The sequence below is a fragment of the Streptomyces zaehneri genome, from assembly GCF_032248645.1.
Taxonomy (GTDB): Bacteria; Actinomycetota; Actinomycetes; order Streptomycetales; family Streptomycetaceae; genus Streptomyces; species Streptomyces coriariae.
Window position 1 is genome coordinate 305,914 of sequence record NZ_JASTTJ010000006.1, and the last position, 21,322, is coordinate 327,235.

At 73.9% G+C, this 21,322-nt stretch carries 17 protein-coding genes; 14 read left to right on the forward strand and 3 right to left on the reverse strand.

All coding sequences use genetic code 11. The features are described 5' to 3' along the window. Window position 1: 1 nt before the first annotated feature. From QQM72_RS13100 to QQM72_RS13130, 7 genes are all read left to right on the forward strand, one after another. Window positions 2–1,111, forward strand: coding sequence for a hypothetical protein (locus tag QQM72_RS13100; RefSeq protein WP_314221018.1), 1,110 nt, complete (start codon window positions 2–4; stop codon window positions 1,109–1,111). A gap of 182 nt (window positions 1,112–1,293) precedes the next feature. Continuing rightward, a complete protein-coding gene (locus QQM72_RS13105; protein ID WP_314221019.1) occupies window positions 1,294–2,787 on the forward strand; it encodes an SCO6880 family protein in 1,494 nt (497 codons plus the stop codon). Next, the gene (locus QQM72_RS13110) at window positions 2,784–4,298 is read left to right on the forward strand and encodes an ATP/GTP-binding protein (protein ID WP_314221020.1); all 1,515 of its coding nucleotides are present in this window, start codon (window positions 2,784–2,786) and stop codon (window positions 4,296–4,298) included. Before QQM72_RS13105 ends, QQM72_RS13110 begins: the two co-directional genes overlap by 4 nt. After that, window positions 4,295–6,061: a type IV secretory system conjugative DNA transfer family protein gene (locus QQM72_RS13115; protein WP_314221021.1), complete on the forward strand. Its 1,767-nt coding sequence runs from the start codon at window positions 4,295–4,297 to the stop codon at window positions 6,059–6,061. The genes QQM72_RS13110 and QQM72_RS13115 overlap by 4 nt, the downstream gene beginning before the upstream one ends. Then, complete coding sequence (locus QQM72_RS13120) at window positions 6,045–6,755, forward strand: DUF4913 domain-containing protein (protein ID WP_314221022.1); 711 nt, start codon at window positions 6,045–6,047, stop codon at window positions 6,753–6,755. The genes QQM72_RS13115 and QQM72_RS13120 overlap by 17 nt, the downstream gene beginning before the upstream one ends. Before the next feature lie 457 nt (window positions 6,756–7,212). Beyond that, window positions 7,213–8,082, forward strand: coding sequence for a hypothetical protein (locus tag QQM72_RS13125; protein ID WP_314221023.1), 870 nt, complete (start codon window positions 7,213–7,215; stop codon window positions 8,080–8,082). Between the two features lie 90 nt (window positions 8,083–8,172). Continuing rightward, complete coding sequence (locus tag QQM72_RS13130; RefSeq protein WP_314221024.1) at window positions 8,173–11,070, forward strand: AfsR/SARP family transcriptional regulator; 2,898 nt, start codon at window positions 8,173–8,175, stop codon at window positions 11,068–11,070. 140 nt (window positions 11,071–11,210) lie between these two features. Here the strand turns inward: QQM72_RS13130 and QQM72_RS13135 are convergent, their stop codons facing one another. Further along, a complete protein-coding gene (locus QQM72_RS13135) occupies window positions 11,211–11,948 on the reverse strand; it encodes a TetR/AcrR family transcriptional regulator (RefSeq protein WP_314221025.1) in 738 nt (245 codons plus the stop codon). 261 nt (window positions 11,949–12,209) lie between these two features. Here QQM72_RS13135 and QQM72_RS13140 point away from each other — a divergent pair, with 261 nt between their 5' ends. Continuing rightward, window positions 12,210–13,034, forward strand: coding sequence for an SDR family oxidoreductase (locus tag QQM72_RS13140; RefSeq protein ID WP_314221026.1), 825 nt, complete (start codon window positions 12,210–12,212; stop codon window positions 13,032–13,034). A gap of 165 nt (window positions 13,035–13,199) precedes the next feature. Here the strand turns inward: QQM72_RS13140 and QQM72_RS13145 are convergent, their stop codons facing one another. After that, complete coding sequence (locus QQM72_RS13145) at window positions 13,200–14,294, reverse strand: enoyl-CoA hydratase/isomerase family protein (protein ID WP_314221027.1); 1,095 nt, start codon at window positions 14,292–14,294, stop codon at window positions 13,200–13,202. A gap of 146 nt (window positions 14,295–14,440) precedes the next feature. Then, on the reverse strand, window positions 14,441–16,039 hold the full coding sequence (gene mftG / locus QQM72_RS13150; protein WP_314221028.1) for a mycofactocin dehydrogenase MftG: 1,599 nt from the start codon (window positions 16,037–16,039) through the stop codon (window positions 14,441–14,443). A gap of 195 nt (window positions 16,040–16,234) precedes the next feature. On the opposite strand from mftG, the gene mftA reads away from it, so the two are divergent. The 6 genes from mftA to mftF are packed head-to-tail and all read left to right on the forward strand — an operon-like array spanning window position 16,235 to window position 21,267. After that, on the forward strand, window positions 16,235–16,417 hold the full coding sequence (gene mftA, locus QQM72_RS13155) for a mycofactocin precursor MftA (RefSeq protein WP_314221029.1): 183 nt from the start codon (window positions 16,235–16,237) through the stop codon (window positions 16,415–16,417). A gap of 19 nt (window positions 16,418–16,436) precedes the next feature. Next, on the forward strand, window positions 16,437–16,703 hold the full coding sequence (gene mftB / locus QQM72_RS13160; RefSeq protein ID WP_171402341.1) for a mycofactocin biosynthesis chaperone MftB: 267 nt from the start codon (window positions 16,437–16,439) through the stop codon (window positions 16,701–16,703). After that, entirely contained in the window at window positions 16,700–17,902 is a 1,203-nt protein-coding gene (gene mftC, locus QQM72_RS13165) for a mycofactocin radical SAM maturase (RefSeq protein ID WP_314221030.1), read from the forward strand. Before mftB ends, mftC begins: the two co-directional genes overlap by 4 nt. Continuing rightward, a complete protein-coding gene (gene mftD, locus QQM72_RS13170) occupies window positions 17,895–19,127 on the forward strand; it encodes a pre-mycofactocin synthase MftD (protein ID WP_314221031.1) in 1,233 nt (410 codons plus the stop codon). Before mftC ends, mftD begins: the two co-directional genes overlap by 8 nt. A 17-nt stretch (window positions 19,128–19,144) precedes the next feature. Further along, on the forward strand, window positions 19,145–19,885 hold the full coding sequence (gene mftE, locus QQM72_RS13175; protein ID WP_314221032.1) for a mycofactocin biosynthesis peptidyl-dipeptidase MftE: 741 nt from the start codon (window positions 19,145–19,147) through the stop codon (window positions 19,883–19,885). Then, window positions 19,882–21,267 carry a mycofactocin biosynthesis glycosyltransferase MftF gene (gene mftF, locus QQM72_RS13180; RefSeq protein WP_314221033.1) on the forward strand — a complete coding sequence of 462 codons (1,386 nt, stop codon included), beginning with the start codon at window positions 19,882–19,884 and terminating at the stop codon, window positions 21,265–21,267. The genes mftE and mftF overlap by 4 nt, the downstream gene beginning before the upstream one ends. The last annotated feature ends 55 nt before the right edge of the window (window positions 21,268–21,322 follow it).

Below are 21,322 nucleotides of genomic sequence, written 5' to 3' on the forward strand. Positions count from 1 at the left end.
CATGGCCTGCGAAACGGGCAGCGGCCCCGGCGACGTCATCAAGGGCTTCTTCGACTTCCTCGGCGACCCCATCGGCACCATCCTGGAGGTGATCGCCAACAAGGTGCTCGCGGGCGCCATCGCGGTCTTCGGCGACCTGACCACCGGCATCCCCACCCTGGTCTCCGACGGCACCGCGAACAAGGTCAACCAGCAGACCCAGTGGGTCGTCGTCTACACCGCCGTGGGATCGCTGCTCTTCGCCGCCGGACGGATGGCGCTGGAGCGACGCGGCGAGGCGGGCGCGGCGGCACTCAAGGGGCTGCTGCGGGTGATCCTCGTGGCCGGCGGCGCGACCGCCGTCGTCACCGCCCTGGCGAGCCTCTCCGACCGGTACGCCGACCATCTCTTCGCCACCGGTGCCCAGCAGCAGCTCACCACCATCGGATGCAGCGGCGGCGACGGCATCCCCTCCGTGCTCCTGCTGGTCCTCGCGTTCCTCCTGCTGATCGCCGCGATCGTGCAGACCGTCCTGCTCTACATCCGGCTCGGCGTCATGATCATCCTGCTCGGCACCCTGCCGCTCGCCGCCGCCGCGTCCATGACCAACTGGGGCGGCGGCTGGTGGCGCAAGCACATCGGCTGGATGGTCGCCTGGCTGCTCTACAAGCCCGCCGCCGGACTCGTCATCTTCGCCGGAGCGGCGATGCTGTCCAACGACGGCGAAGGCGACAGCCGCATCCACGAGAAGATCGCCGGCATCGGGGTCCTGCTGCTCTCCGCGCTCGCCCTGCCCGCCCTGCTCAAGCTGATCGTGCCGGCCACGGCCGCGCTCGGCAGCGGCGCCCCGGGCAGTACGGGTGCCGCGGTCGGCTCGCTCGCCTCGGGCGCCAAGTCCATCGGTGGCGGGGGCGGTTCCTCCGGCGGCGGCGGCCAGATGCCCGGCGCCGCCGGACCGTCCGGTGCGGCCGGGCCCTCCGGCGCCGCGGGCGCCGGCCAAGCGCGCGCCGCCGCCGCGGCCGGACCGGTGGGCACCGCCGCTGCCGCCGCGATGACCGCGGGCCGGTTCGTGGGCCGGGTGGCCGCAGGAGCCGTCGACGGCGCCGACGGCGAGCGAGGACACAACCGGTAAGCGGGACGCGGGTGCGCGCGGGCGCGGGCACTGTCCCGGGCACGGCCCACGACACCGCCCTAGCCGCGCCACCCACCACGGCCCATGCCGGCCCGCACCGCCGCATCCCCACGATCCGCGGGAATGCCGGGCCCACTTCCTCAGCCCCCACGACCCATCAACTCATCACCCCAGGAACCCCCATGTCGACGGATACGGTCGTCCATCCCACCTACGGGAACTGGCGCCGCCCCCGCCGCCCCGGACTCGGCCCGCTCGGGCTGCTCGGCACGTTCGTGGTGTTCGGCGGGCTGGTGCTCACCCTGCTCGTCTCCCTGGTCTCCCTCGTGGCGGCCCTGTTCGTCCTCTTCCCGCTCGCCTCGGTGATCGTGCCGCTCATGGTGCGCACCCAGGACGGCCGCAACCTCTACCAGTTGCTCGGCCTGCGCGTCGGCTGGCTGCGGCGCCGTTCCAAGGGCGCCCATCTCTACGTCAGCGGACCCCTGTCGACCCGCCCCGGCGGACGGTTCGGCCCGCCCGGACTGCTCAGCCGCCTGACCATGAGCGAGGGACGCGACGCCTACGACCGTCCCTTCGGCGTCCTGCACCACCCGGGGCGCAACACGTACACCATCGTGCTCGGCTGTGAACCCGACGGCGGCTCGCTCGTCGACCCCGACCAGACGGACGTATGGGTCGCCGCCTGGGGGCAGTGGCTGGCGCGGCTCTCCCAGGAGCCCCAACTGCGCGGCGCCTGCGTGGTGGTGGAGACCGCACCCGACTCCGGCACCCGGCTGGCCAACGAGGTGCTGCCCAGGATCAAGGCGGACGCGCCCGCCGCCGCCCAGGCCGTGATGCGCGAGGTCGTCGAACGCTACCCCTCCGCCTCCTCCGAGATGAACACCTACATCGCCCTCACCTACGGCGTCCTGCCCGGCCAGAAACGCCGACAGTCCGAGATCGTGACCGAGTTGGCCATGCGCATCCCCGGCCTGCTCAGCGGGCTCGTCGGCGCGGGCGGCGGTTCCGCCGCGCCGCTGTCGGCCGAGCGCATCGCCGAGATGGTCCGTGTCGCCTACGACCCCGACATCGCCGGAGACGTCCTCGACGCCCGTGCACGCTACGGCGCGACCGGGCTGGCCTGGGAGGACGCCGGCCCCGCCGCCGCCGTCGAGACGGTCGACTCCTACCGGCACGACTCCGGTATCTCCCGCACCTGGCTGCTGACCCTGGCACCGCGCGGCACCGTCCGCTCCAGCGTGCTGCGCGGCCTCCTGGAAGCCGCGCCGAACACCCGCCGCAAGCGGGTCGCCCTGCTCTACCGGCCCATCGATCCGGCGACCTCGGCCAGGATCGTCGAAGCCGACCGCCGCGCCGCCCAGTTCATGGCGACCTCCGGCAAGGGCATGGTCCAGGCCCGGGCCGCCTCCGAGATGCGCGCCGCCGAGCAGACCGCCGCCGAGGAAGCCGCCGGCGCCGGGCTGGTGGAGTTCTCCCTCATGGTCACCGTGACCGTCGACACCCAGGAGCAACTCGCCGACGCCGCCGTCACCGTACGCAACCTCCAGGCCGCCGCCCGGCTCTCGCTGCGTCCGGCCGACCGTATGCAGGCCGCGGCCTTCACCTGCACCCTCCCCGTCGGCGTACTGCCCTGGGAGCACACCCTCGTCCCGCAGGCACTCCAGGAGGCACTGTGAGCAGCACCGGCCCCCGGCCCCCGGCCCCCAAGACCCAGCCGCTGCCCGGCGCACGCGGCTGGCCCGGCCCCGGCGGCGGCGAGATCGGCCACCTCGACCCGCCCACCATGTGGCGCGCCACGACCGTACAGGCCTGCGGGCTCTGGCCGTTCGCCGCCGGATCGGGGTCCCCCATGACGGGAGTACCCCTCGGCCAGCACCTGGACACCGGCGCCACCGTATGCGGCGACCCCATCTCCTGGTTCACCCGCGCCCGTTACATCTCCAACCCCTCCCTGTTCATGCTCGGCATGCCCGGCCTGGGCAAGTCCACCCTCGTCAACCGCATGCTGATCGGCCTCGCCGCGACGGGAGTCGTGCCCCTGGTCCTCGGCGACCTCAAGCCCGACTACGCCGACACCGTGCGGGCGCTCGGCGGACAGGTCATCTCCATCGGGCGCGGAGTCGGCGGCATCAACATCCTCGACCCCGGCGCGATGGGCGCCGCCGCCGCCCGCCTCGGCGGAACGGCCGGACAGAGCCTCGCCGCCGAGGCACACGGCCGCGTCCTCAACATGGTCGCCGCGCTCATCTCCGTCGTGCGCAGCCGCCCCATGGACGACCACGAACAGTCCGTCCTCGCCGCGGCGTTGCACCATCTGAGGGAACGTACGCCGACCGGCCGCGCACCGCTGCTGCCCGACCTGCTCGCCGTCCTTCAGCAAGGTCCCGACAGGGTCCGCGCCGTCACTTTGGACCGCGGCGACGACACCCGGTACCGCGACGCGGTCGACCCCCTGCACCGCTCCCTGCTCGGCATCCTCGACGGCCCGCTCGGCGGCACCTTCTCCTCACCGACCTCCACCCGCATCGACCCCGCCGCGCCCGCCGTGTGCATCGACATCTCCCGCATCGGCGAGTCCGACACCCAGCTCACCGCGGCCGCCATGCTCGCCGCCTGGTCCGACGGCCTCGGCACGGTCGCCGCCGCGCACGCCCTGGCCGACGCCGGACTCGCCCCCCGCCGCTGGTACTTCACCGTCCTCGACGAACTCTGGCGCCCCCTGCGCGCCGCCTCCGGCATCGTCGACCGCATCGACGCCCTGACCCGCCTCAACCGCTCCCTCGGCCTCGGCGACGCCAAGATCACCCACACCCTCAAGGACGCCGAGGCCCTCGGCAGCGAGTCCGACCGGGCCAAGGCGCGCGGCTTCGTCGAACGCGCCGGCATGGTCGTCTGTGCCGGGCTGCCCCGCACCGAGATGGAGGAACTCGGCCGCGTCGTAGGGCTGTCGGAGCGCGAGATCGACCTCGTCTCCTCCTGGTCCTCCCCGCCCGGCTGGGCCGTCACCGGCGGACACGAGGAACCTCCGGGGCGCGGCCGGTTCCTCATCAAGGTCGGCGGCCGGCCAGGCATCCCCATCAAGGTCGCCATCACGCAGACCGAACGCGACCTGCACAACACCAACAGCCGCTGGGCCGCCGGAGAACCGCCCCGCCCCACCGGACCCGACCACAGGCGGACGACATGACGAACCGCCCCCGGCTCACCGGCAACGAACTCGCCCCCTGGGCGGTCGTCGCCGTCGCCGCCGTCACCCTGCTGCTCTCCGCCACCGTCTGGCTCGGCGGAACCACCGCCGCCGTACTGACCGGCGCCGGCTGGAACCCACCGCCCTTCGCCCTGTCCACCTTCGCCCAGCTCGCCTCCCACGGGACGCAGAGCGCATGGCCCGGTGCCCCGCCGCTCGCCGTGTACGGCGGCATCGCGGGAGCCTTCGCCTCGGTCACCGCCCTGGTCGTGGTGCTGCTGACGGTCGTACGCGGCCGCCGTAGCCCCGGCTCCGGCCTGGCCGGCGCACGCGAACTCGCCGCCCTCACTCCCAAGGGCATCGCCGCCCGCGCCCGTGATCTGCGCCCCTCCCTCAAGGGGATCGCCGAACTGCACGGCGACGACACCGGCAACCTCCTCGGCGACCTCGCACCCGACGGCCCCGAACTGCGCTCCTCCTTCGAGGACGTCGAACTCGACCTCATGGCCCCGCGCGCCGGGAAGTCCACCGGCATCGCGATCCCGCGCGTCCTGCGCGCCCGCGGCGCCGTCCTGCTGACCTCCAACAAGTCCGACGTCTACGCCGTCACCCGCGCCGCCCGCGCCGCGACCGGCCGGGTCTGGACCTTCGACCCGCAGGGCATCGCCCACGCCCCGCGTGAGATGTGGTGGGACATGCTCGCCGACTGCGTCACCATCGAGGGCGCCCGCCGCCTCTCCGGACACTTCGTGGCCTCCGTCAACGACGACTCCTCGAAGAAGGACTTCTGGATCTCCGCCGCGCAGAACACCCTCACCGCGCTCTTCCACGCCGCCGCCGGCGGCAGGCGGCAGGTCACCGACCTGCTCGCCTGGCTCGCCGACCCCGCCGACCGCACCCCGATCGACCTGCTGCGCGACATGGGCATGCACGCCTTCGCGGAACAGCTCCAGGGCACGGTCCGCGGCGCCGTCGAGACCCGCGACGGCATCTACGAGACGGCCCGCCAGTGTGTGTCGTGTCTGCTGGACCCCGAGATCGTCGCCTGGGTCACCCCGCAGCCCGGCCTCCCCGAGTTCCGGCCGCACGACCACGTCCTGACCCGCGACACTCTCTACCTCCTCTCCAAGGACGGCGGAGGCTCCGCGGCCGGGGTCGTCGCCGGACTCGCCGACAGCACCATGCGCGCCGGGGTGATGGCGGCCGAACGCATGGGCGGGCGCCTCGACCCGCCCATGACCGCCGTCCTCGACGAGGCCGCCAACGTCTGCCGCATCTCCGATCTCCCCGACCTGTACAGCCACTTGGGATCCCGCGGCATCAACGTCGTCACCTTGCTGCAGAGTTACCGCCAGGGCAGCCGGGTTTGGGGCGAGGCCGGCATGGACGCGCTGTGGAGCGCCGCGACCATCAAACTCCTCGGCGCGGGCCTGGACGACGCCGACTTCGTCGACAAGGTCTCCAAGCTGGTCGGCCAGCACGAGGTGGCCACCGTGAGCGTCTCCCGCGGCAAGGACGGCACCTCGCGCTCCACGTCGTACCGCCTCGACCCGATTCTCCCGCCCGACCGCATCCGCGCCCTGCCCAAGGGCACCGCGCTCCTGCTGGCCACCGGGGTCAAACCCGCCATGATCCGGCTGCGCCCCTGGTACAAGGAGCCCGGCGCGGCGGCCGTCTCCGCCGCCGCGGCCGAGGAGACGCAGGCCATCACCCGCCGCGCCGCACAGAAGTGGACAGGGGAGGGACATGGGACCGAGCACTGAGGGCGCGGACCTGCCGGGTACGGATCCGGCGGGGGCGGAGAGGACGGTCATGGACGGATGGGTACGCGCCGCACCGGCTGCCGACGAGGACCCCCGTCCCACCGAGCCGCACGCCCCGTCGGCCCCGGAACCGCCGCCCGGCGAGCCCCCGCAGCGCCCTCCCACAGTCCCCGCCCCCGCGGATCCCGGCCCTTCGGGCTTGGCCCCGGCGGATCCCGGCCCTTCGGGCTTCGCCCCGGCGGATCCCGGCCTTTCGGGCTTCGCCCCGGCGGATCCCGCCTCTCCGGGCTCCGTCCCGGCGGATCCCGTCCTTCCGGACGATCCGCCGTTCATCCTCTACAAGGCGGGGGAGGACTTCGGCGTGGCTGTCGCGGACCTGGCGCTGTGGGTGCACGGCCTGCTGGTGCCGGTATACGGCCGCGAGGTCTCCTCCACCGCCCCCTGGTGCACGCGCTGGTACGAACACGTGGAAGCCGTCGCGCAGCTCTACGGGCTCTGGATGGCGTGGCAGGACCTCACCGGGAGCCGCTCACCGCTGACCGGCCCCGCCATGTGGCACCGGGACTTCCTCACGCCGACGATGAACAACCTGCGTGATCCCTCGGGCGTCTTCGCGGGCTGCAAGCCGGGCCAGCACCGGCCGAAGGAGCCGCCCCCGGTCGAGGAACCCCGGACGGCGGCACCACCTGGATGACGCACACGGGTGCCCGCACACCCGGCACACACTCCGAACACCGTGCACGCCCCCGACCAGCGGACGTGGTGTCGTGCCACCCGGAACGACGGCCTGCGGCGCCGTCGATTCAGGGTTCTCCGGCCTGATCTCGCGCGGGGCGGCCCGCTCGCGTACCCCCAAAGGTCCGGATACGCGGCGGGGCCGGGGCATCCTGTGGAGGTCCCGGCCTGGTGGCCGCCGAGCGCGGGTCCCGCGGTCACCCCGGTGCGCCGGGGACACCGGGCCGGCCGGGGGAAGAGGCGCAGTCCGTAAGCCCTGCCGGTGTACACGACCCGGCGAACCTGCGAAGACATGAGCCCGTGAACCGGGCGGGCGGCCGAGCCGTTGCACCGGACGAGGTGGCCGCGCCGTGGCACCAGGCAGCTCTCGGGACCGCCGACGGCATGCAGGAGAACGCCTCACCCGAAGGAGAGAGATGGACCCCATCGATGAGGTCGTCGACGCCATCCACGCGTACAGGCACCGCGCCGACAGACCCACGCTGCCCGATCTGTTCCTGACGAAACACGTCATCCAGGAGGGGAACCTGTGGCAGGTGGCCGACAGGCTCAACGCGCTGATGAACCGGGAGAAGGACGGCAGGCGTGCGGGGCAGGGGGGAGGATCCGCCATGGACAAATCATCGTCACAGCATTTCAAGGCGGCGCGTGAAGTCGTTGAGAAGTACGTGGCACACCAGCAGTTCGCCGCCGCGCACAAAGATTTCCAGCGCATCCTCACGCAGTGCAGGGAGGAGATCGCAACGGTCGCCAGGGAACGGGACGATCAGCTCTCCAGGCCGATCGCGAGCCATTCGTTCGGTGGCCGCAGAGGTGAGGAAGGAGTCACCTACGCGTATTCTCTGGGATCCTCCGTGAACACTTTGGACTCGGTCCACGGCGACGCTCTGAGGAATACCCAAGAAGTGGTGCACCGGTTGGCCGTGGCGGTACACCAGGGCTATGCCAATGCGGCTGTCCACGGCCTGACCGCCGCGGTGACGCAGCAGAGTCAGTACCTGGAGAGCGCTCTGCACGCCATGCGCGCATCGGTGGCCGAGGCACGACGGCGCCACACCGGCGGGAAACTGACCGTGCGTGAGGTCGGACAGCGGCTGGAAAGCCGGCGACCCACCCCACCGTCGGCGACGGACCCCTGGACGAGCACGGCGGCGGCAGCGGCGATGAGGATCACCACTGCCCCGGCCACCCCGGCGGCCACCACCTCGCCCCGCCCGCCCACGCCGACGCCACCGGCCCACCTGAACCAGCGGACCTCCGACCCGCGCGGCCCGGGGAGACGCTGACCACTGTCGTCCCCGGCCCGGCCCACCGGGCGGTCCGCCCACCCGCGCCGCTCTGGGAGACTTCAGACCGGCCACGGGGAGGACGTCGGGATGGAACAACGGTGGCGGTTCTCGGTGCTGGGCCCGGTCAGGGCATGGCGCGACGAGACCGAAGTCGAACTCGGCTCACCTCAACAACGCCTGGTACTGGCCACGTTGCTGCTCGCCGAGGGCGCACAGGTGTCGGTGCCCAGGCTGACCGACGCCGTATGGGGAACCGAGACACCGGCATCGGCGCCCGGCGTTCTGCGCACCTACGTCCACCGCCTCCGAAAGGCCCTGCACCCGACCGCCGACGCCGCCACCTCCGTCATCCGCTCCGCCGGAGAGGGCTACCGACTGCGCACACCCGTCGAGTCGGACCTGCGCGACTTCCGGGACCTGTGCACCCGGGCCGAACAGGCACGCGCTCAGGGAGACACCGCGGGCGCGGTGAAACACCTGCGAGAGGCGTCGGGCCTGTGGCACGGCACCGCACTGGCCGGTCTCCGGGGCGAGTACGCCCGACATCAGCGCCGACGTCTGACCGAGCTGCGTCTGACCGCCCAGGCAACCCGCCTCACCGCCGAGCTCGACCTCGGCACCCCCGCTGAGGCGACCGCGGAACTGGCCGGGCTGGTGGCCGGCCACCCACTGGACGAGCGGTTCCGCGCCCTGCTGATGCTGGCCTACTACCGCTCGGGACGACAGGCAGCGGCACTCGCCACCTACCGTGAGGCCCAGCGACTGCTCGCAGAGCAACTGGGCGTGGACCCCGGCCCGGCCCTGCAGACACTGTACGAACGCCTCCTGCGAGCCGACCCCACCCTCCTCACGCCACAGCCCCCCGCCCACGCCGGTATCCCGGCGCAGCCCCCGGCCGAGCCCCGGCCCGACCCCAACCCCACTCGGGCACCACGCACCCCCGCCCCGCCCGTACCGTCCCAACTCCCGCCAGGACTGCCTGTGTTCGTCGGACGGACGGCCGAACTCCGCGAGGCGGAGGCGCAGTCGGCGAACGGCACCCTGGTGGTCAGCGCCGTAGCCGGCATGGCGGGCGTCGGCAAGACCGCGTTCGCCGTGCACTGGGCACGCCGGATCGCCACCCGATTCCCCGACGGGCAGCTCTATCTGAACCTGCGCGGCTTCGACCCGGTCGGCCTCCCCGTCGCACCCGAGCACGCGCTGCGCACCCTGCTGGCGTCCCTGGGCGCCGACCTGCGCGGTCTGCCCCAGGAACTCGACGCGCTCGCCGCCACCTACCGCACCCTCCTGTCCGGCCGGCAGGTGCTCGTGCTGCTGGACAACGCCCGCGACGCCGCACAGGTCCGGCCGCTGCTGCCCGGAGCACCCGGCTGCCTGGCCATCGTCACCAGCCGCGACCGGCTCCCCGGCCTCGTCGCCGTCGACGGCGCCCACCCCCTCCACCTCGATGTACTCACCCCCGCCGAAGCCCACGCCCTGCTCACCCGACGCCTGGGAGCCGCCCGCGTGGAAGCCGAACCGGACGCCGTCGACGAGATCATCACCCACTGCGCACGCCTGCCGCTCGCCCTGGCCGTCACCGCCGCCCGCGCCGCGACCCGCCCCGCCCTCACCCTGACCGCCCTCGCGGCCGAACTACGCGACAGCGCAGCGGACCTGGACGCCTTCCAGGGCCACGGCGACAGCGCCGCCGACGTACGCGCCGTCTTCTCCTGGTCCTACCGCGCCCTGACCCCCGACGCCGCCCGGCTGTTCCGCCTCCTCGCCGTCCACCCCGGCCCCGACACCACCGCGGCCGCCGCCGCCAGCCTCACCGGCCACGCCCTCCCGCACACCCGGCGCCTGCTCACCGAACTCGTCCAGACCCACCTCCTCGACGAACCGACGCCCGGCCGCTACGCCTCCCACGACCTGCTCCGCACCTACGCCGGCGAACTCGCCCACAGCCTGCAAACGCCCGAAGACACCCGGGCCGCCCGCCACCGCGCTCTCGACCACTACCTCCACACCGCCCACCGGGCAGCCGCGCTCACCAACCGGGCCCGCGCACTCATCCCCCTCGAACCGGCGGCACAGGGAGTACGGCCCGAGGAGTTCGGTGAGGACGCGGGGAAGGCGACGGCCTGGTGCACCGCCGAACAGGCGGTACTGATCGCCGCCGTCGAGCAGGCGACCGCCCACCACTTCGACACCCACACCTGGCAGCTCGCCTGGGCCGTCGCCAACCATCTGCACCTGCGCGGTCTCTGGCAGGAAGAAGAGGCGATGCAGAGCTCCGCCCTGACCTCGGCGCGCCGCCTGGGCGACCGGGTCGCCGAAGCGTACGCCCACCGCGGCCTCGGCCTGGCCTTGGCAGGCCGGGGACTCTTCGACCGCGCCGCGGCCGAGGCCCGGCAGGCCATCGACCTCTTCACCGCGGCCGGCGACATCAGAGCCGCAGCCGAGAGCCACCGGACGCTGGCCTGGTCGCTCGAGCAGAACGGGGACCTGGAGAGCGCGCTCGACGCCGCGGAACAGTCCCTCTCGCTCTTCCGCGCCAGTGAAGGCCGGGGCGCGGACGAGCGCCGCAGCCGGACCGCGATCGCTTCGGCACTCAACGCCGTCGGCTGGGGCCATGTCCTGCTGGGCCGCTACGGGCAAGCACTCGACCACTGCCGACAGGCTCTGGCCCTCTGCCTCGAACTCGGCGACGACATCAACGCGGCACACACCTGGGACAGCGTCGGCTACGCCCACCACCATCTGGGCCAGTACGACGAAGCCGTCCCGGCCTTCCACCAGGCCCTCGCCCTCTACCGGCGGCAGGGCGACCTCCCCTGGTTCGTCGCCAGTGCCCTCACCCACCTCGGCGACACCCACCTGAGCGCCGGTTCCCCGGACGCGGCCCACGCCGCCTGGACCGAGGCCCTGACCATCATGGACGACCTGGGCCACACCGACGCCGAATCCCTGCGCACCAGACTGAACCCCGACCGGAGGCGATAGGCCCCCCGGCTCCTGCGAAAGGGCTAAGTCGGCACAGCCCCCGACGAGCCGGCCGGTCCGCGCCTGCTGGAACGTCCCGGAACACCTCGCCCAGCCGACCCTGCTGACGGCCCCGGACGGTACCTGACCGGGGCCGGTCGTCATGCGGATTCTGATCCGGGCCCGGCCGGCTGTCCGGTGGCGGACGGGGAATTCCAGCCGGCCTCGGGGTCGAGGGGCAGTTCCGGGCGGTCGTGCTTGAACGCCTCGGCCTGCTTCTCGAGCCTCGGCAGGGCGTGGTCGGGCGCGCCGAAGCCGCGGAACAGGGTCGCGCAGTATTCACGGGACAGGAACGCCGCGTCCCACTGCCCGTCCGTGCGCACCCATTGATACGTGTGGTTGTGCAGATTGAGGAACTGGAGGGTGGCGAGCCGCGGTGGCATCGCGCGGAAGGTGCCCTGGTCGACGGCCTCCGCGAGCAGCCCCGAGATCACCTGTTCGAAGTCGGAACGCTGGCCCAGCAGGGTCTTCAGCTCCGCGCCGCTCAGGCTGCGGTAGTCGTGCTCGTAGACCCAGATGTGGTCGAGCCTGCGGAAGATGATGGTGAGCAGCGATTCGGACAGCAGGCGCAGCCGCAACAGGGGATCCGTGTCGAGGTCCGCGATCTGGCGGGCGCGGGAGAGCAGCGGCCCCATCACCCGCGCCTGGATCTCGACGAGCAGGTTCTCCTTGGAGCCGATGTAGTAGTACAGGGCTCCCTTGGCGAGGCCGACCGCCCGGCCCAGGTCGTTGATGGACGTCGCCGCGTACCCCTGCTGGGCGAACAGCGACGCCGCGATGTCGATGATCTTCTGGCGTCTGACCTCGAAACCCGGTCCATGGCCCGGCGGTCGTGGCATCGCTTCTCTCCCCGCTTGACGTGACGACGTCGATCAAGGGCGACCCCCCGGGACCACGTCGGACGGCTTTCTCGGCAGATCCGGGGGAAGCGGGCTCCGGGGCGTCGCTCGGTTTGCTAGACCAGACGGTACGTCAAAGGGGCGAGCCCGGGTGGCGCGGTCACGGCTCCCCGGAGGCGCGACGGGCGTCCGGGCGGTTCCGGACGCCGTCGGCCGCGAGACACTCGTGCTGTGACGAGTGTCCCCAGTGAGGAGTGACGCATGACCACGGTAGGTATCGCCACCGGCGCGGGCCGCGGGACGGGGGAGGCGTGCGCGAGGCGTCTTGCCGACATGGTGGACGTGCTGTTGCTCGCCGACCGGAACGAGGCGGCGGCGGCCGCGGTCGCGAAGGACCTCGCCGGACGGGGCGTGCGGGCCGTCGTCGAGCCGTTCGAAGCGGACGTCACCGACGGGGAGGGCCTGGCCCGGCTGGCCGGACGGGCCGGGGAGCTCGGCACCCTCCGGGCGGTCGCGCACGCCGACGGGGTCGAGGCGGGGGAGGCCGGCTGGCGGCGGATCCTCGAGGTCGACTTCGTCGGGACGGCGCTGGTCGCCGAGGCGCTCCGCCCGTTGGCCACCGCCGGTACGGCGTTCGTGTACTGCGCCTCGGTGTCCCCGCTGATCGCTCACATCGACCCCGACCCGGTGGTCGCGGCCGTCCTGGACGATCCGCTCGAGGAGGGGTTCCTCGACGGGATCCGCGAGGCGATCGGACCGGCCGTCGAGGATCCCGCGTGGGCGTACCCGTGGGCCACCTACGGTGTGCACCGCTTCGCCCGTGCCGAGGCGGTCCGGCTCGGGCCGGTGGGCGCGCGTGTGTGCTCCCTGTCGCCCGGCGCCATCGACACCCCGGGGACCCGGCAGGAGGCGGCCCGGCACGAGTCGGTACGCCAGCTCATCGAGCGCACGCCGCTGGGCCGCACCGGCCGGTACGACGAGGTCGCCGCGGTCGCCGCGTTCCTGCTGTCGGACGAGGCGAGCTTCGTCAGCGGCGTCGACATCGTCGTCGACGGCGGCCTGTGCGCGGCGGTGCAGGACGAGTGACGCCGCCTTGAGGTTCTCGACGCAGGCCGGGCGCTCTGCCCTGCGGTGGGTGCGGTGGGTGCAGTGGGTGCGGTAGATCGGGGTCCGAGACCGATACGGACGGAGCGGCAGGGCGTCGAGCGGGGGCGCCTCGCCGATCAGCGCTCAGCGACCGCCACTCGCGGCTCACCGCTGACGGCCGTCGTCGCCCTCGTCGCCCTCGTCGTCCTCGTCGCTGTCGTCGACCTTGGTGACCTCGGTGATCTCGGTGCACCCGGCGGCCTCGGTGATCTCGTCGACCAACCCCCACCGCAGGGCGGTCGCCGCGTCGATCCGGGCACCGCTCAGCATCATCCACGCCGCCCGCCACCGGCCGATCCGCCGCGGCACGCTCACCGTGCCGCCGGCGCCGGGCACCAGACCCATCGCGACCTCGGGCAGCTGGAAGAACGCCCCGGGTGCGCAGACCACACGCCCCGCGAAGGCAGCCGTCTCCACCCCCGCGCCCACCGCCGCGCCCTGCACGCGGACCGTCACCCGGTCCCGCATCCGGTCGATCAGCCGCCAGGGCGCCCGGTCCAGCCGTACCAGACAGGCCGCGACCGGGTCCGTTGCCGTCCCGAACTCGCAGAGGTCGCCGCCGCTGGAGAACACCGGCCCGGCACCGGCCAGTTCGACCCGGTCGACCGTGCCGTCGAGCAGGGCGATCTCCAGGGCCTCGAACAGCTCCTCGCGCATCCGGAAGCTGAACGCGTTGCGCCGGCGCGGGCGGTCGAGCAGGACGGACAGCCGACCGTGGTCCCGCCGGACGCGGACCAGTGGGCCCTCCTCCGGAGCGGTCCGGGGCGTACCTCGCCCGGCGAGCCAGGAGGCGAACTCCGCTCCGCCGAGGAGCGTCGAGTAGGCCGTAGCCTCGGCCGCCAGGCCGTGCAGGGTGCCGAGGAGCGGCGTCTGCCGCAGCAACTGCCCCAGCACCAGGCTCGCCTGCGGGCGACGACCGACGAGCCGGGCCAGCTCGTCGAACGAGGCCTGCGGATCGTGGACGGTCACCGACTCCCGTGCCCGGGCGCCGGCCCGGGGCGCCGCCAGGGTCAGCGTCAACGCCTCCAGCAGCGGTCGTAGCCGGTCCGGTGGCTGCCGGGTGGCGATGCCGAAGGCCAGCGGCAGGGAGTCGGCCAACCGGGCGGCCTCGGCCTCGACCCGGCTCGCGGACGCGTCGTGCCAGTCGTCGAGAACCAGGCACCGCACGGGATTCCCCACCCGCCCGTCGGGACGGAGCATCAGTCCTTCGTCGCCCCGCCTCGGGTCGTCGCCCCGCCTCGGGACGTCACCGAGCATCGGGTCGTCGCGCTCCGGCGGGCTCGTCGGCGCGGTCCGCGGGGCCTCGTGAGCCGTGCGACGACGATGCGCGCGGCCTTCGGACCGGTTCACGTCAGTCCGCGCCGCATGGCGTCGGCGACGAGTTCGCCGATGAGGACGGCGGTGGCCGCCGGGCCCCGCAGCGGGGGCGCGGGCAGGATCGACGTGTCCGCGACCCTCAGCCCGCCGACACCGTGCACCCTGCCGTAGCGGTCGACGGCGGCCCGGGGATCACCGGCGGGGCCCAGCGGAACCGTGCCGCACGTGTGGTGGGCCGTGCCGAGACGGCCGAGGATCCACCGGTCGAGCAGGCCGTCGTCGTCCAGCACCCGCGCCCCCGGTTCCACGAGTCCGCCGGAGACCTCCCCGAAGTCACGCGTGGCCGCCAACTCCGCCGTGACACGAACCGCCTCACGCATGCGCCGCCGGTCCCGCGCGGTCGACAGATAGTGGTAGTCGAGGCTCAAGGGCGTCGCGGGATCGGCGGAACGGGTCCGCATCCGGCCGCTCAGCCGAGGGGTCTGGACGCAGACGAGGAACGCGAGGGGCGCGTCGGGACCGGGAACGGGCACCCGTCCGCCCGTCAGCCCGGCCATGGGCACGAGGGACTGGAGTATCTCCAGGTCGCCCGGGTGGTCCCCGTCCGGCGAGGACAGGTGCAGGGCCCCGCCGAGCCATGAGTCGGCGGGCGCCGGCAACGGCCGTCGGGGCGTCCACTCCAGGGTCACCTGGGGATGGTCGCCGAACCGGGCTCCGACGGCGGGAGCGTCCCGGACGACGGGGACACCGAGGGCCTCCAGGTCCCGACGCGGCCCGATGCCCGACAGATGCAGCAGGTGGGGGGAGCGGAACGCGCCCGCGCAGAGCACGACTTCGCCGCCGCCGACCAGGCGGCGGCGTCCGTGCCGCTCGACCTCCACGCCGCTCGCGCGGCCGCGCGTGAGGACGACCCGCAGGACCGTGCTGTCCCCTTCCACCCGGAGGTTGGGACGTCCGGACGCGCCCAGCAGGTATCCGCTGCCGGTGTTGACGCGCACCCCGTCCACGGCGTTCGAGGGCACCGGACCGAATCCCGGCGGTTCCTGGGCGTTCTTGTCCGGCTCCTCGGGAAAGCCCAGCCGGTGAGCGGCCGCCCGGAACGCGACGGCGGCGGGGTGGCCGAGCTCCCCGCGGCGCACCGGTACCGGCCCGCGGTCGCCGTGCAGCGGGCCGGCGCCGTGGTCGAGGTCGGTCTCCAGGGCGCGGAGCAGGGGCAGCGTCCGGTCGTAGGACCAGGCCGCGCCTCCCACGGCCGACCAGCGGTCGAAGTCGTCCCGCCGGGCGCGGACGAAGTACCCGCCGTTGACGGTGGTGGAGCCACCGAGGCCGCGCCCGCGGACCACGGTGTACGGCCGCGTCGGAGTGAGGTGCACGGCGTACGCCTGGACGGCCGGGTGGCCGGGCTGCGCACCGGGGACGAGTCGCGCGTCCAGCAACTCGGTTGCGAACGTGCCCGGTTGACGCGGGACCGGGCCCGCCTCCAGCAGCAGTACGGTGCGGTCGGGGTCCTCGCTGAGCCGCGCCGCGAGGGCGGCGCCGCTGCCACCGGCGCCCACCACGATGACGTCCGGGTGGCGTACCCGGCGGTCCCCGCGCCCCTGCCGCTCGGGCCGCTCTGTCCTCTTCATGGACACGTGATTGAAGGCGCGGCGGCCGGGCGGCGCGGTGGTGCGTCCCGGTGGCCGGGACCGGCCCGGGTGCCGGGCGGGCCGCCGGCCTAGCGTCGGACGCCGTACGCGAGTCGGCCGCGCGGACCTCCTCGGTCGCGGCGCGCACCTCTTCGGTTCCGACACCGGGCGCCAGGGGCGCCCAGGGAGAGTCGCATGAACGAGCTCCGCTCCGCCCAGCCCGAATCGACCGTCACCGAGACCGTCACCGAGGCGGTCACCGGGTCCGTCACCGAGGCGGTCATCGATGCCGACGCCGAGGCCCTCCCCTCGGAGGTCATCGAGGCCGAGGACCTCCTGGAGGAGATCTCCATCGACGGCATGTGCGGCGTCTACTAGGCGCCGCCGGATGTCAGGGATGGATCTCGACCGCGCCTGGGACCTGCATCCGCAGGTCTCGGTACGGCCCGAACCCTTCGGCGCGCTGCTCTACCACTTCGGAACCCGCAGGCTCTCGTTCCTCAAGGACCGCCGGCTCCTGGCCGTCGTCCAGGGCCTCGCCCACGCGCCCACGGCCCGTGCCGCCTGCCGGGCCGCGGGTCTCGGAGAGGACGAACTGCCCCGCTACGGCCGGGCCCTCGCCGTCCTCGTCCGGTCGTCGATGGTCGTCGGAAGGACCTCATGACCACCACGCCCCGGCTGGTCGACCTGTTCGAGCACGGGCTCGACGCACCGATCTGCCTCACCTGGGAGCTCACCTATGCCTGCAACCTGGCCTGCACGCACTGCCTGTCCAGCTCCGGCCGACGCGACCCCCGTGAGCTGAGCACCGCGCAGGCCAAGGCCGTCATCGACGAACTGGAGGCCATGCAGGTCTTCTACGTCAACATCGGCGGCGGCGAGCCCACCGTCCGCGCCGACTTCTGGGAGCTCCTGGACTACGCCACGGCCCACCACGTGGGAGTGAAGTTCTCCACCAACGGCGTCCGTGTCACTCCCGGGGCCGCGAAGCGACTCGCCGGCAACGACTACGTGGATGTCCAGATCTCGCTCGACGGCGCGACCGCCGACGTCAACGACGCGGTGCGCGGGCCCGGTTCGTACGCGACGGCGCTGCGGGCCATGGAGAACCTCACCGCCGCCGGCCTGCGCGACTTCAAGATCTCCGTGGTCTGCACCCGGCACAACATCCCGCAGCTGGACGGCTTCAAGGCGCTGGCCGACCGCTTCGGCGCCCGGCTGCGGCTGACCCGGCTGCGCCCCTCCGGACGCGGCGCCGACGTCTGGGACGACCTGCGTCCGACGGCCGCGCAGCAACGCGAGCTGTACGACTGGCTGTCGGCGCACGGCGAGCAGGTGCTGACGGGGGACTCCTTCTTCCATCTCTCCGCGTACGGCGCGGCCTTGCCCGGCCTCAACCTGTGCGGCGCCGGACGCGTCGTCTGCCTGATCGACCCGGTCGGCGACGTGTACGCCTGCCCGTTCGCCATCCACGAGGAGTTCCTCGCCGGCAACGTGACCGGGCCGGGCGGCTTTTCCGGCGTATGGCGCGACTCCGGGCTGCTGCGGCGGCTGCGCACCCCGCAGCACGGCGGGGCCTGCGCCTCCTGCGCCTTCTACGACACGTGCAAGGGCGGCTGCATGGCCGCGAAGTTCTTCACCGGACTTCCGCTGGACGGCCCCGACCCCGAGTGCGTGCGGGGCCACGGCGAGGCGCTGCTCGCCGACCGTGACGGCACCGCGCCGCCCAGGCCGTCCGGCGACCACTCGCGCAGGGCCGTGCCCCTCGTCCTCACCCGCCGGCCACCGGTCGCGCGCTGCGACGAGAGCCCGCTGGCCGGGATGGATCCGGCGCCGACCGGAAGGGACGCGGCACATGCGTAGGAACCCCTGGTTCGAGACGGTGGCCGAAGCACAGCGCAGGGCGCGCAAGCGGCTGCCGGGGCCGGTCTACGGCGCGCTCGTCGCGGGCTCGGAACGCGGCCGCACGATCGACGCCAACGTGGCGGCCTTCGCCGAACTGGGCTTCGCCCCACGGGTCGTCGGACACCACGCCGCCCGCGACCTGACCACGACCGTGCTGGGCGTGCCCACCGCGCTGCCCGTGCTCATCTCGCCGACCGGAGTCCAGGCCGTCCACCCGGACGGGGAGGTGGCCGTGGCCCGGGCCGCCGCGAGCCGGGGCGTCGTCATGGGGCTGAGTTCGTTCGCGAGCAGGCCCGTCGAGGAGGTGGCGGGCGCCCAGCCGGACCTCTTCTTCCAGCTGTACTGGAGCGGAACGCGCGCGACGATGACGCAGCGCATGGACCGGGCCAGGGCCGCCGGCGCGAAGGCGCTCATCGTCACCCTCGACTGGTCCTTCTCGCACGGCCGCGACTGGGGCAGCCCCGCCGTACCGGAGAAGCTCGACCTCAGGACGATGCTGCGGTTCGCCCCCGACGTACTGCCCCGGCCCGGCTGGCTGTGGCGGTACGCCAGGTCCGGCCGTCTCCCCGAACTCACCGTGCCCAACCTGCGCGCCCCCGGCGGCGAGGCGCCCGGCTTCTTCGCGGCCTACGGCGAGTGGATGCAGACCACGCCCCCGACCTGGGAGGACGTCAAGTGGCTGGCCGAGGAGTGGGGCGGACCGCTGCTCCTCAAGGGCGTGACCCGGGTCGACGACGCGAAGCGGGCCGTCGACGCCGGGGTGAGCGCCCTGTCCGTCTCCAACCACGGCGGCAACAACCTGGACACCACCCCCGCCACCATCCGGATCCTGCCCTCCGTCGCCGAAGCCGTCGGCGACGAGATCGAAGTCCTCCTCGACGGCGGCGTCCGCCGGGGCGGCGACGTGGCGAAGGCACTCGCCCTCGGGGCCCGCGCCGTTCTGATCGGCCGTGCCTGTCTCTGGGGCCTCGCGGCGAACGGACAGGCCGGTGTCGAGAACGTGCTGGACATCCTGCGTGGCGGGCTCGACTCGGCCGTGCTGGGCCTCGGGCACTCCTCCGTCCACGAGCTGGGGCCCGAGGACCTGGTGATTCCCGCGGGCTTCCCGCTCGTCCTGGGCGGCGGGGGCCTGCCGGCGGCGCCCTCGGCGGACCCGGCCGGCGCCGAGCCCCCGGTCGCCTGAGCGGGGCGGGGGACGCCATGCCGAGAGTGCTGGCCGACACCGCCTGGCCGGCCGTGCCGCCCGGCGCGCTCGTCCTGGTCCCGGTCGGCTCCACCGAGCAGCACGGACCGCATCTGCCCCTCGACACCGACACCGTCGTCGCCCACGCCGTCGCCCGGCGGACGGCCGACGCCCTCGCCCCGGGACCGCACGGCCCACCGCTCGTCGCGCCGCCGCTCGGCTACGGCGCCAGCGGCGAGCACGCGGACTTCCCGGGGACCGTCTCGATCGGGCACGACGCGCTGCGCGTGGTCGTCGTGGAACTGGTGCGCTCGCTGTCGCGGTGGGCGGGCCGCGTCGTCCTCGTCAACGGCCACGGCGGCAACACCGCCACCCTCGACACCGCCCTCGCACTGCTGCGGGCCGAGGGCCACGACGCCGGCTGGACCGGCTGCGAGGTGCCGGGCGGCGACGCGCACGCCGGGCGCGCGGAAACCTCCGTGCTGCTGCATCTGGCCCCGCAGCGGGTACGACTCGACGCCGCCGTCGCCGGTGACGCCCGGCCGCTGGCCGCGCTGCTGCCGGAGCTGACGGCCCGCGGTGTGCGCGCCGTCTCGCCCTCCGGCGTGCTGGGCGATCCGGCCGGGGCCTCGGCCGAGGAGGGCCGCCGGGCGTCGGAGGCGATGGTGGCAGCGGCGGTCCGCCGGATCACCGCGTGGACCTGCGACGCCAGGGGCCGCCTCACCGATCCGGTACCCCCGAAGGCCGTACGCCGGTGACGCTTCCCGTCGGCTTCAGGGTCGAACTCGACCGGCACACCCGGGTGATCGACGGCGGCCGGGCCCTGCTCGGCGGGTTCCCGGCCCGGTTGCTGCGACTGACCCCGAGGGCCCGGCGGCTGTTCGACGGCCGGTCGCTCACCGTGCGGGACGCGGCGGGCGCGCTCCTCGCGGACCGGCTGACCGACACCGGCATGGCCCATCCCGTCGCCGACGCGCTCCCGGCGCCTGTCGACCCCCGGTACACGGTCGTCGTACCCGTGCGCGACCGCCCACGCCAACTGGACCGGCTGCTGCGGAGCATCCGCGCGGACGTCCCGGTGATCGTCGTCGACGACGCCTCCCGGCGCCCGGCCGCCGTGGCGGGGGTCGCCGCGGGCCACGGCGCCCGGCTGGTCGTCCTGGCCGCCAACGCCGGACCGGCCGGCGCGCGCAACGCCGGGCTCCGTCTCGTCACCACCCCGTACGTGGTCTTCGCCGACTCCGACATCGTGCTGGACCCCGAGACCGTGCCCACCCTGCTGAGGCACTTCGCCGACCCCCTGGTCGCCATGGCGGTACCGCGCATCACCGGCCTGCCGGCCCCCGCCACCACCTGGATCGAACGGTACGAGAACGCCCGGTCCTCGCTCGACCTCGGCGACCGCCCGGCCCGGGTCCGGCCCGGCACCCCCGTCTCCTGGGCGTCCTCGGCCTGCCTCGTGGCACGGGTGGACGCCCTGGGGGAGGGCTTCGACGAGCGCCTGCGGGTCGGGGAGGACGTCGACCTGTGCTGGCGGCTGATCGCGGCCGGCCGGCGCGTGCGCTACGAACCCGCCGTCCGGGCCGCCCACGAGCATCGCGTGCGCGTGCGGGACTGGCTCCTGCGCAAGGCCGTGTACGGAACCGGGGCACAGCCGCTCGCCCGACGGCACCCCGCGTACATCGCACCCGCCGTGTTCGCCCCGTGGGGCGCGGCGCTCGCCGCCGCGCTGCTCGTCCAGCGGCGCTGGTCGGTGCCGGCCGCGGGTGCCGTCCTCGGTGTCGTCACCCTGCGCATCGCCCGCAGGCTCGACGACACCCCGCACCCGTACCGGCTGGCCGTACGGCTCACCGCCGACGGGGCGCTCGGCACCCTGGCGCAGACCTCCGCGCTGCTGACCCGCCACTGGTGGCCGCTCACGGCCGTCGGCTGTCTGGCCTCCCGCCGGCTGCGCCGGGCCGCGGCGGTCGCCGCGGTGGCCGATATCGCACTGGAGTACCGGCGCGACGGCACTCCTCTCGATCCGCTCCGCTACGGCCTCGCCCGCCGCCTCGACGACCTCGCCTACGGGGCCGGCGTGTGGTTCTCGGCCCTGAAGGGCCGCTCCACCGCCGCGCTGCGGCCCCGCGTCACCCGCTGAGTCCACAGTCCCGGTCAGCGGAAAGTGCGCAGCGGGTGCCGGCCGCGGGCCCCGA

Coding starts and splice junctions, on each gene's coding strand:
- QQM72_RS13145 (WP_314221027.1), bottom strand. CDS start 14,294: ATGCTCCGTCCCGACGGGCGGGTGGGGAATCCCGTGCGGTGCCTGGTT.
- QQM72_RS13115 (WP_314221021.1), top strand. CDS start 4,295: ATGACGAACCGCCCCCGGCTCACCGGCAACGAACTCGCCCCCTGGGCG.
- QQM72_RS13120 (WP_314221022.1), top strand. CDS start 6,045: ATGGGACCGAGCACTGAGGGCGCGGACCTGCCGGGTACGGATCCGGCG.
- QQM72_RS13100 (WP_314221018.1), top strand. CDS start 2: ATGGCCTGCGAAACGGGCAGCGGCCCCGGCGACGTCATCAAGGGCTTC.
- mftC (WP_314221030.1), top strand. CDS start 16,700: ATGACCACCACGCCCCGGCTGGTCGACCTGTTCGAGCACGGGCTCGAC.
- mftE (WP_314221032.1), top strand. CDS start 19,145: ATGCCGAGAGTGCTGGCCGACACCGCCTGGCCGGCCGTGCCGCCCGGC.
- QQM72_RS13105 (WP_314221019.1), top strand. CDS start 1,294: ATGTCGACGGATACGGTCGTCCATCCCACCTACGGGAACTGGCGCCGC.
- QQM72_RS13140 (WP_314221026.1), top strand. CDS start 12,210: ATGACCACGGTAGGTATCGCCACCGGCGCGGGCCGCGGGACGGGGGAG.
- mftB (WP_171402341.1), top strand. CDS start 16,437: ATGGATCTCGACCGCGCCTGGGACCTGCATCCGCAGGTCTCGGTACGG.
- mftG (WP_314221028.1), bottom strand. CDS start 16,039: ATGAAGAGGACAGAGCGGCCCGAGCGGCAGGGGCGCGGGGACCGCCGG.
- QQM72_RS13135 (WP_314221025.1), bottom strand. CDS start 11,948: ATGCCACGACCGCCGGGCCATGGACCGGGTTTCGAGGTCAGACGCCAG.
- QQM72_RS13125 (WP_314221023.1), top strand. CDS start 7,213: ATGGACCCCATCGATGAGGTCGTCGACGCCATCCACGCGTACAGGCAC.
- mftA (WP_314221029.1), top strand. CDS start 16,235: ATGAACGAGCTCCGCTCCGCCCAGCCCGAATCGACCGTCACCGAGACC.
- QQM72_RS13130 (WP_314221024.1), top strand. CDS start 8,173: ATGGAACAACGGTGGCGGTTCTCGGTGCTGGGCCCGGTCAGGGCATGG.
- mftD (WP_314221031.1), top strand. CDS start 17,895: ATGCGTAGGAACCCCTGGTTCGAGACGGTGGCCGAAGCACAGCGCAGG.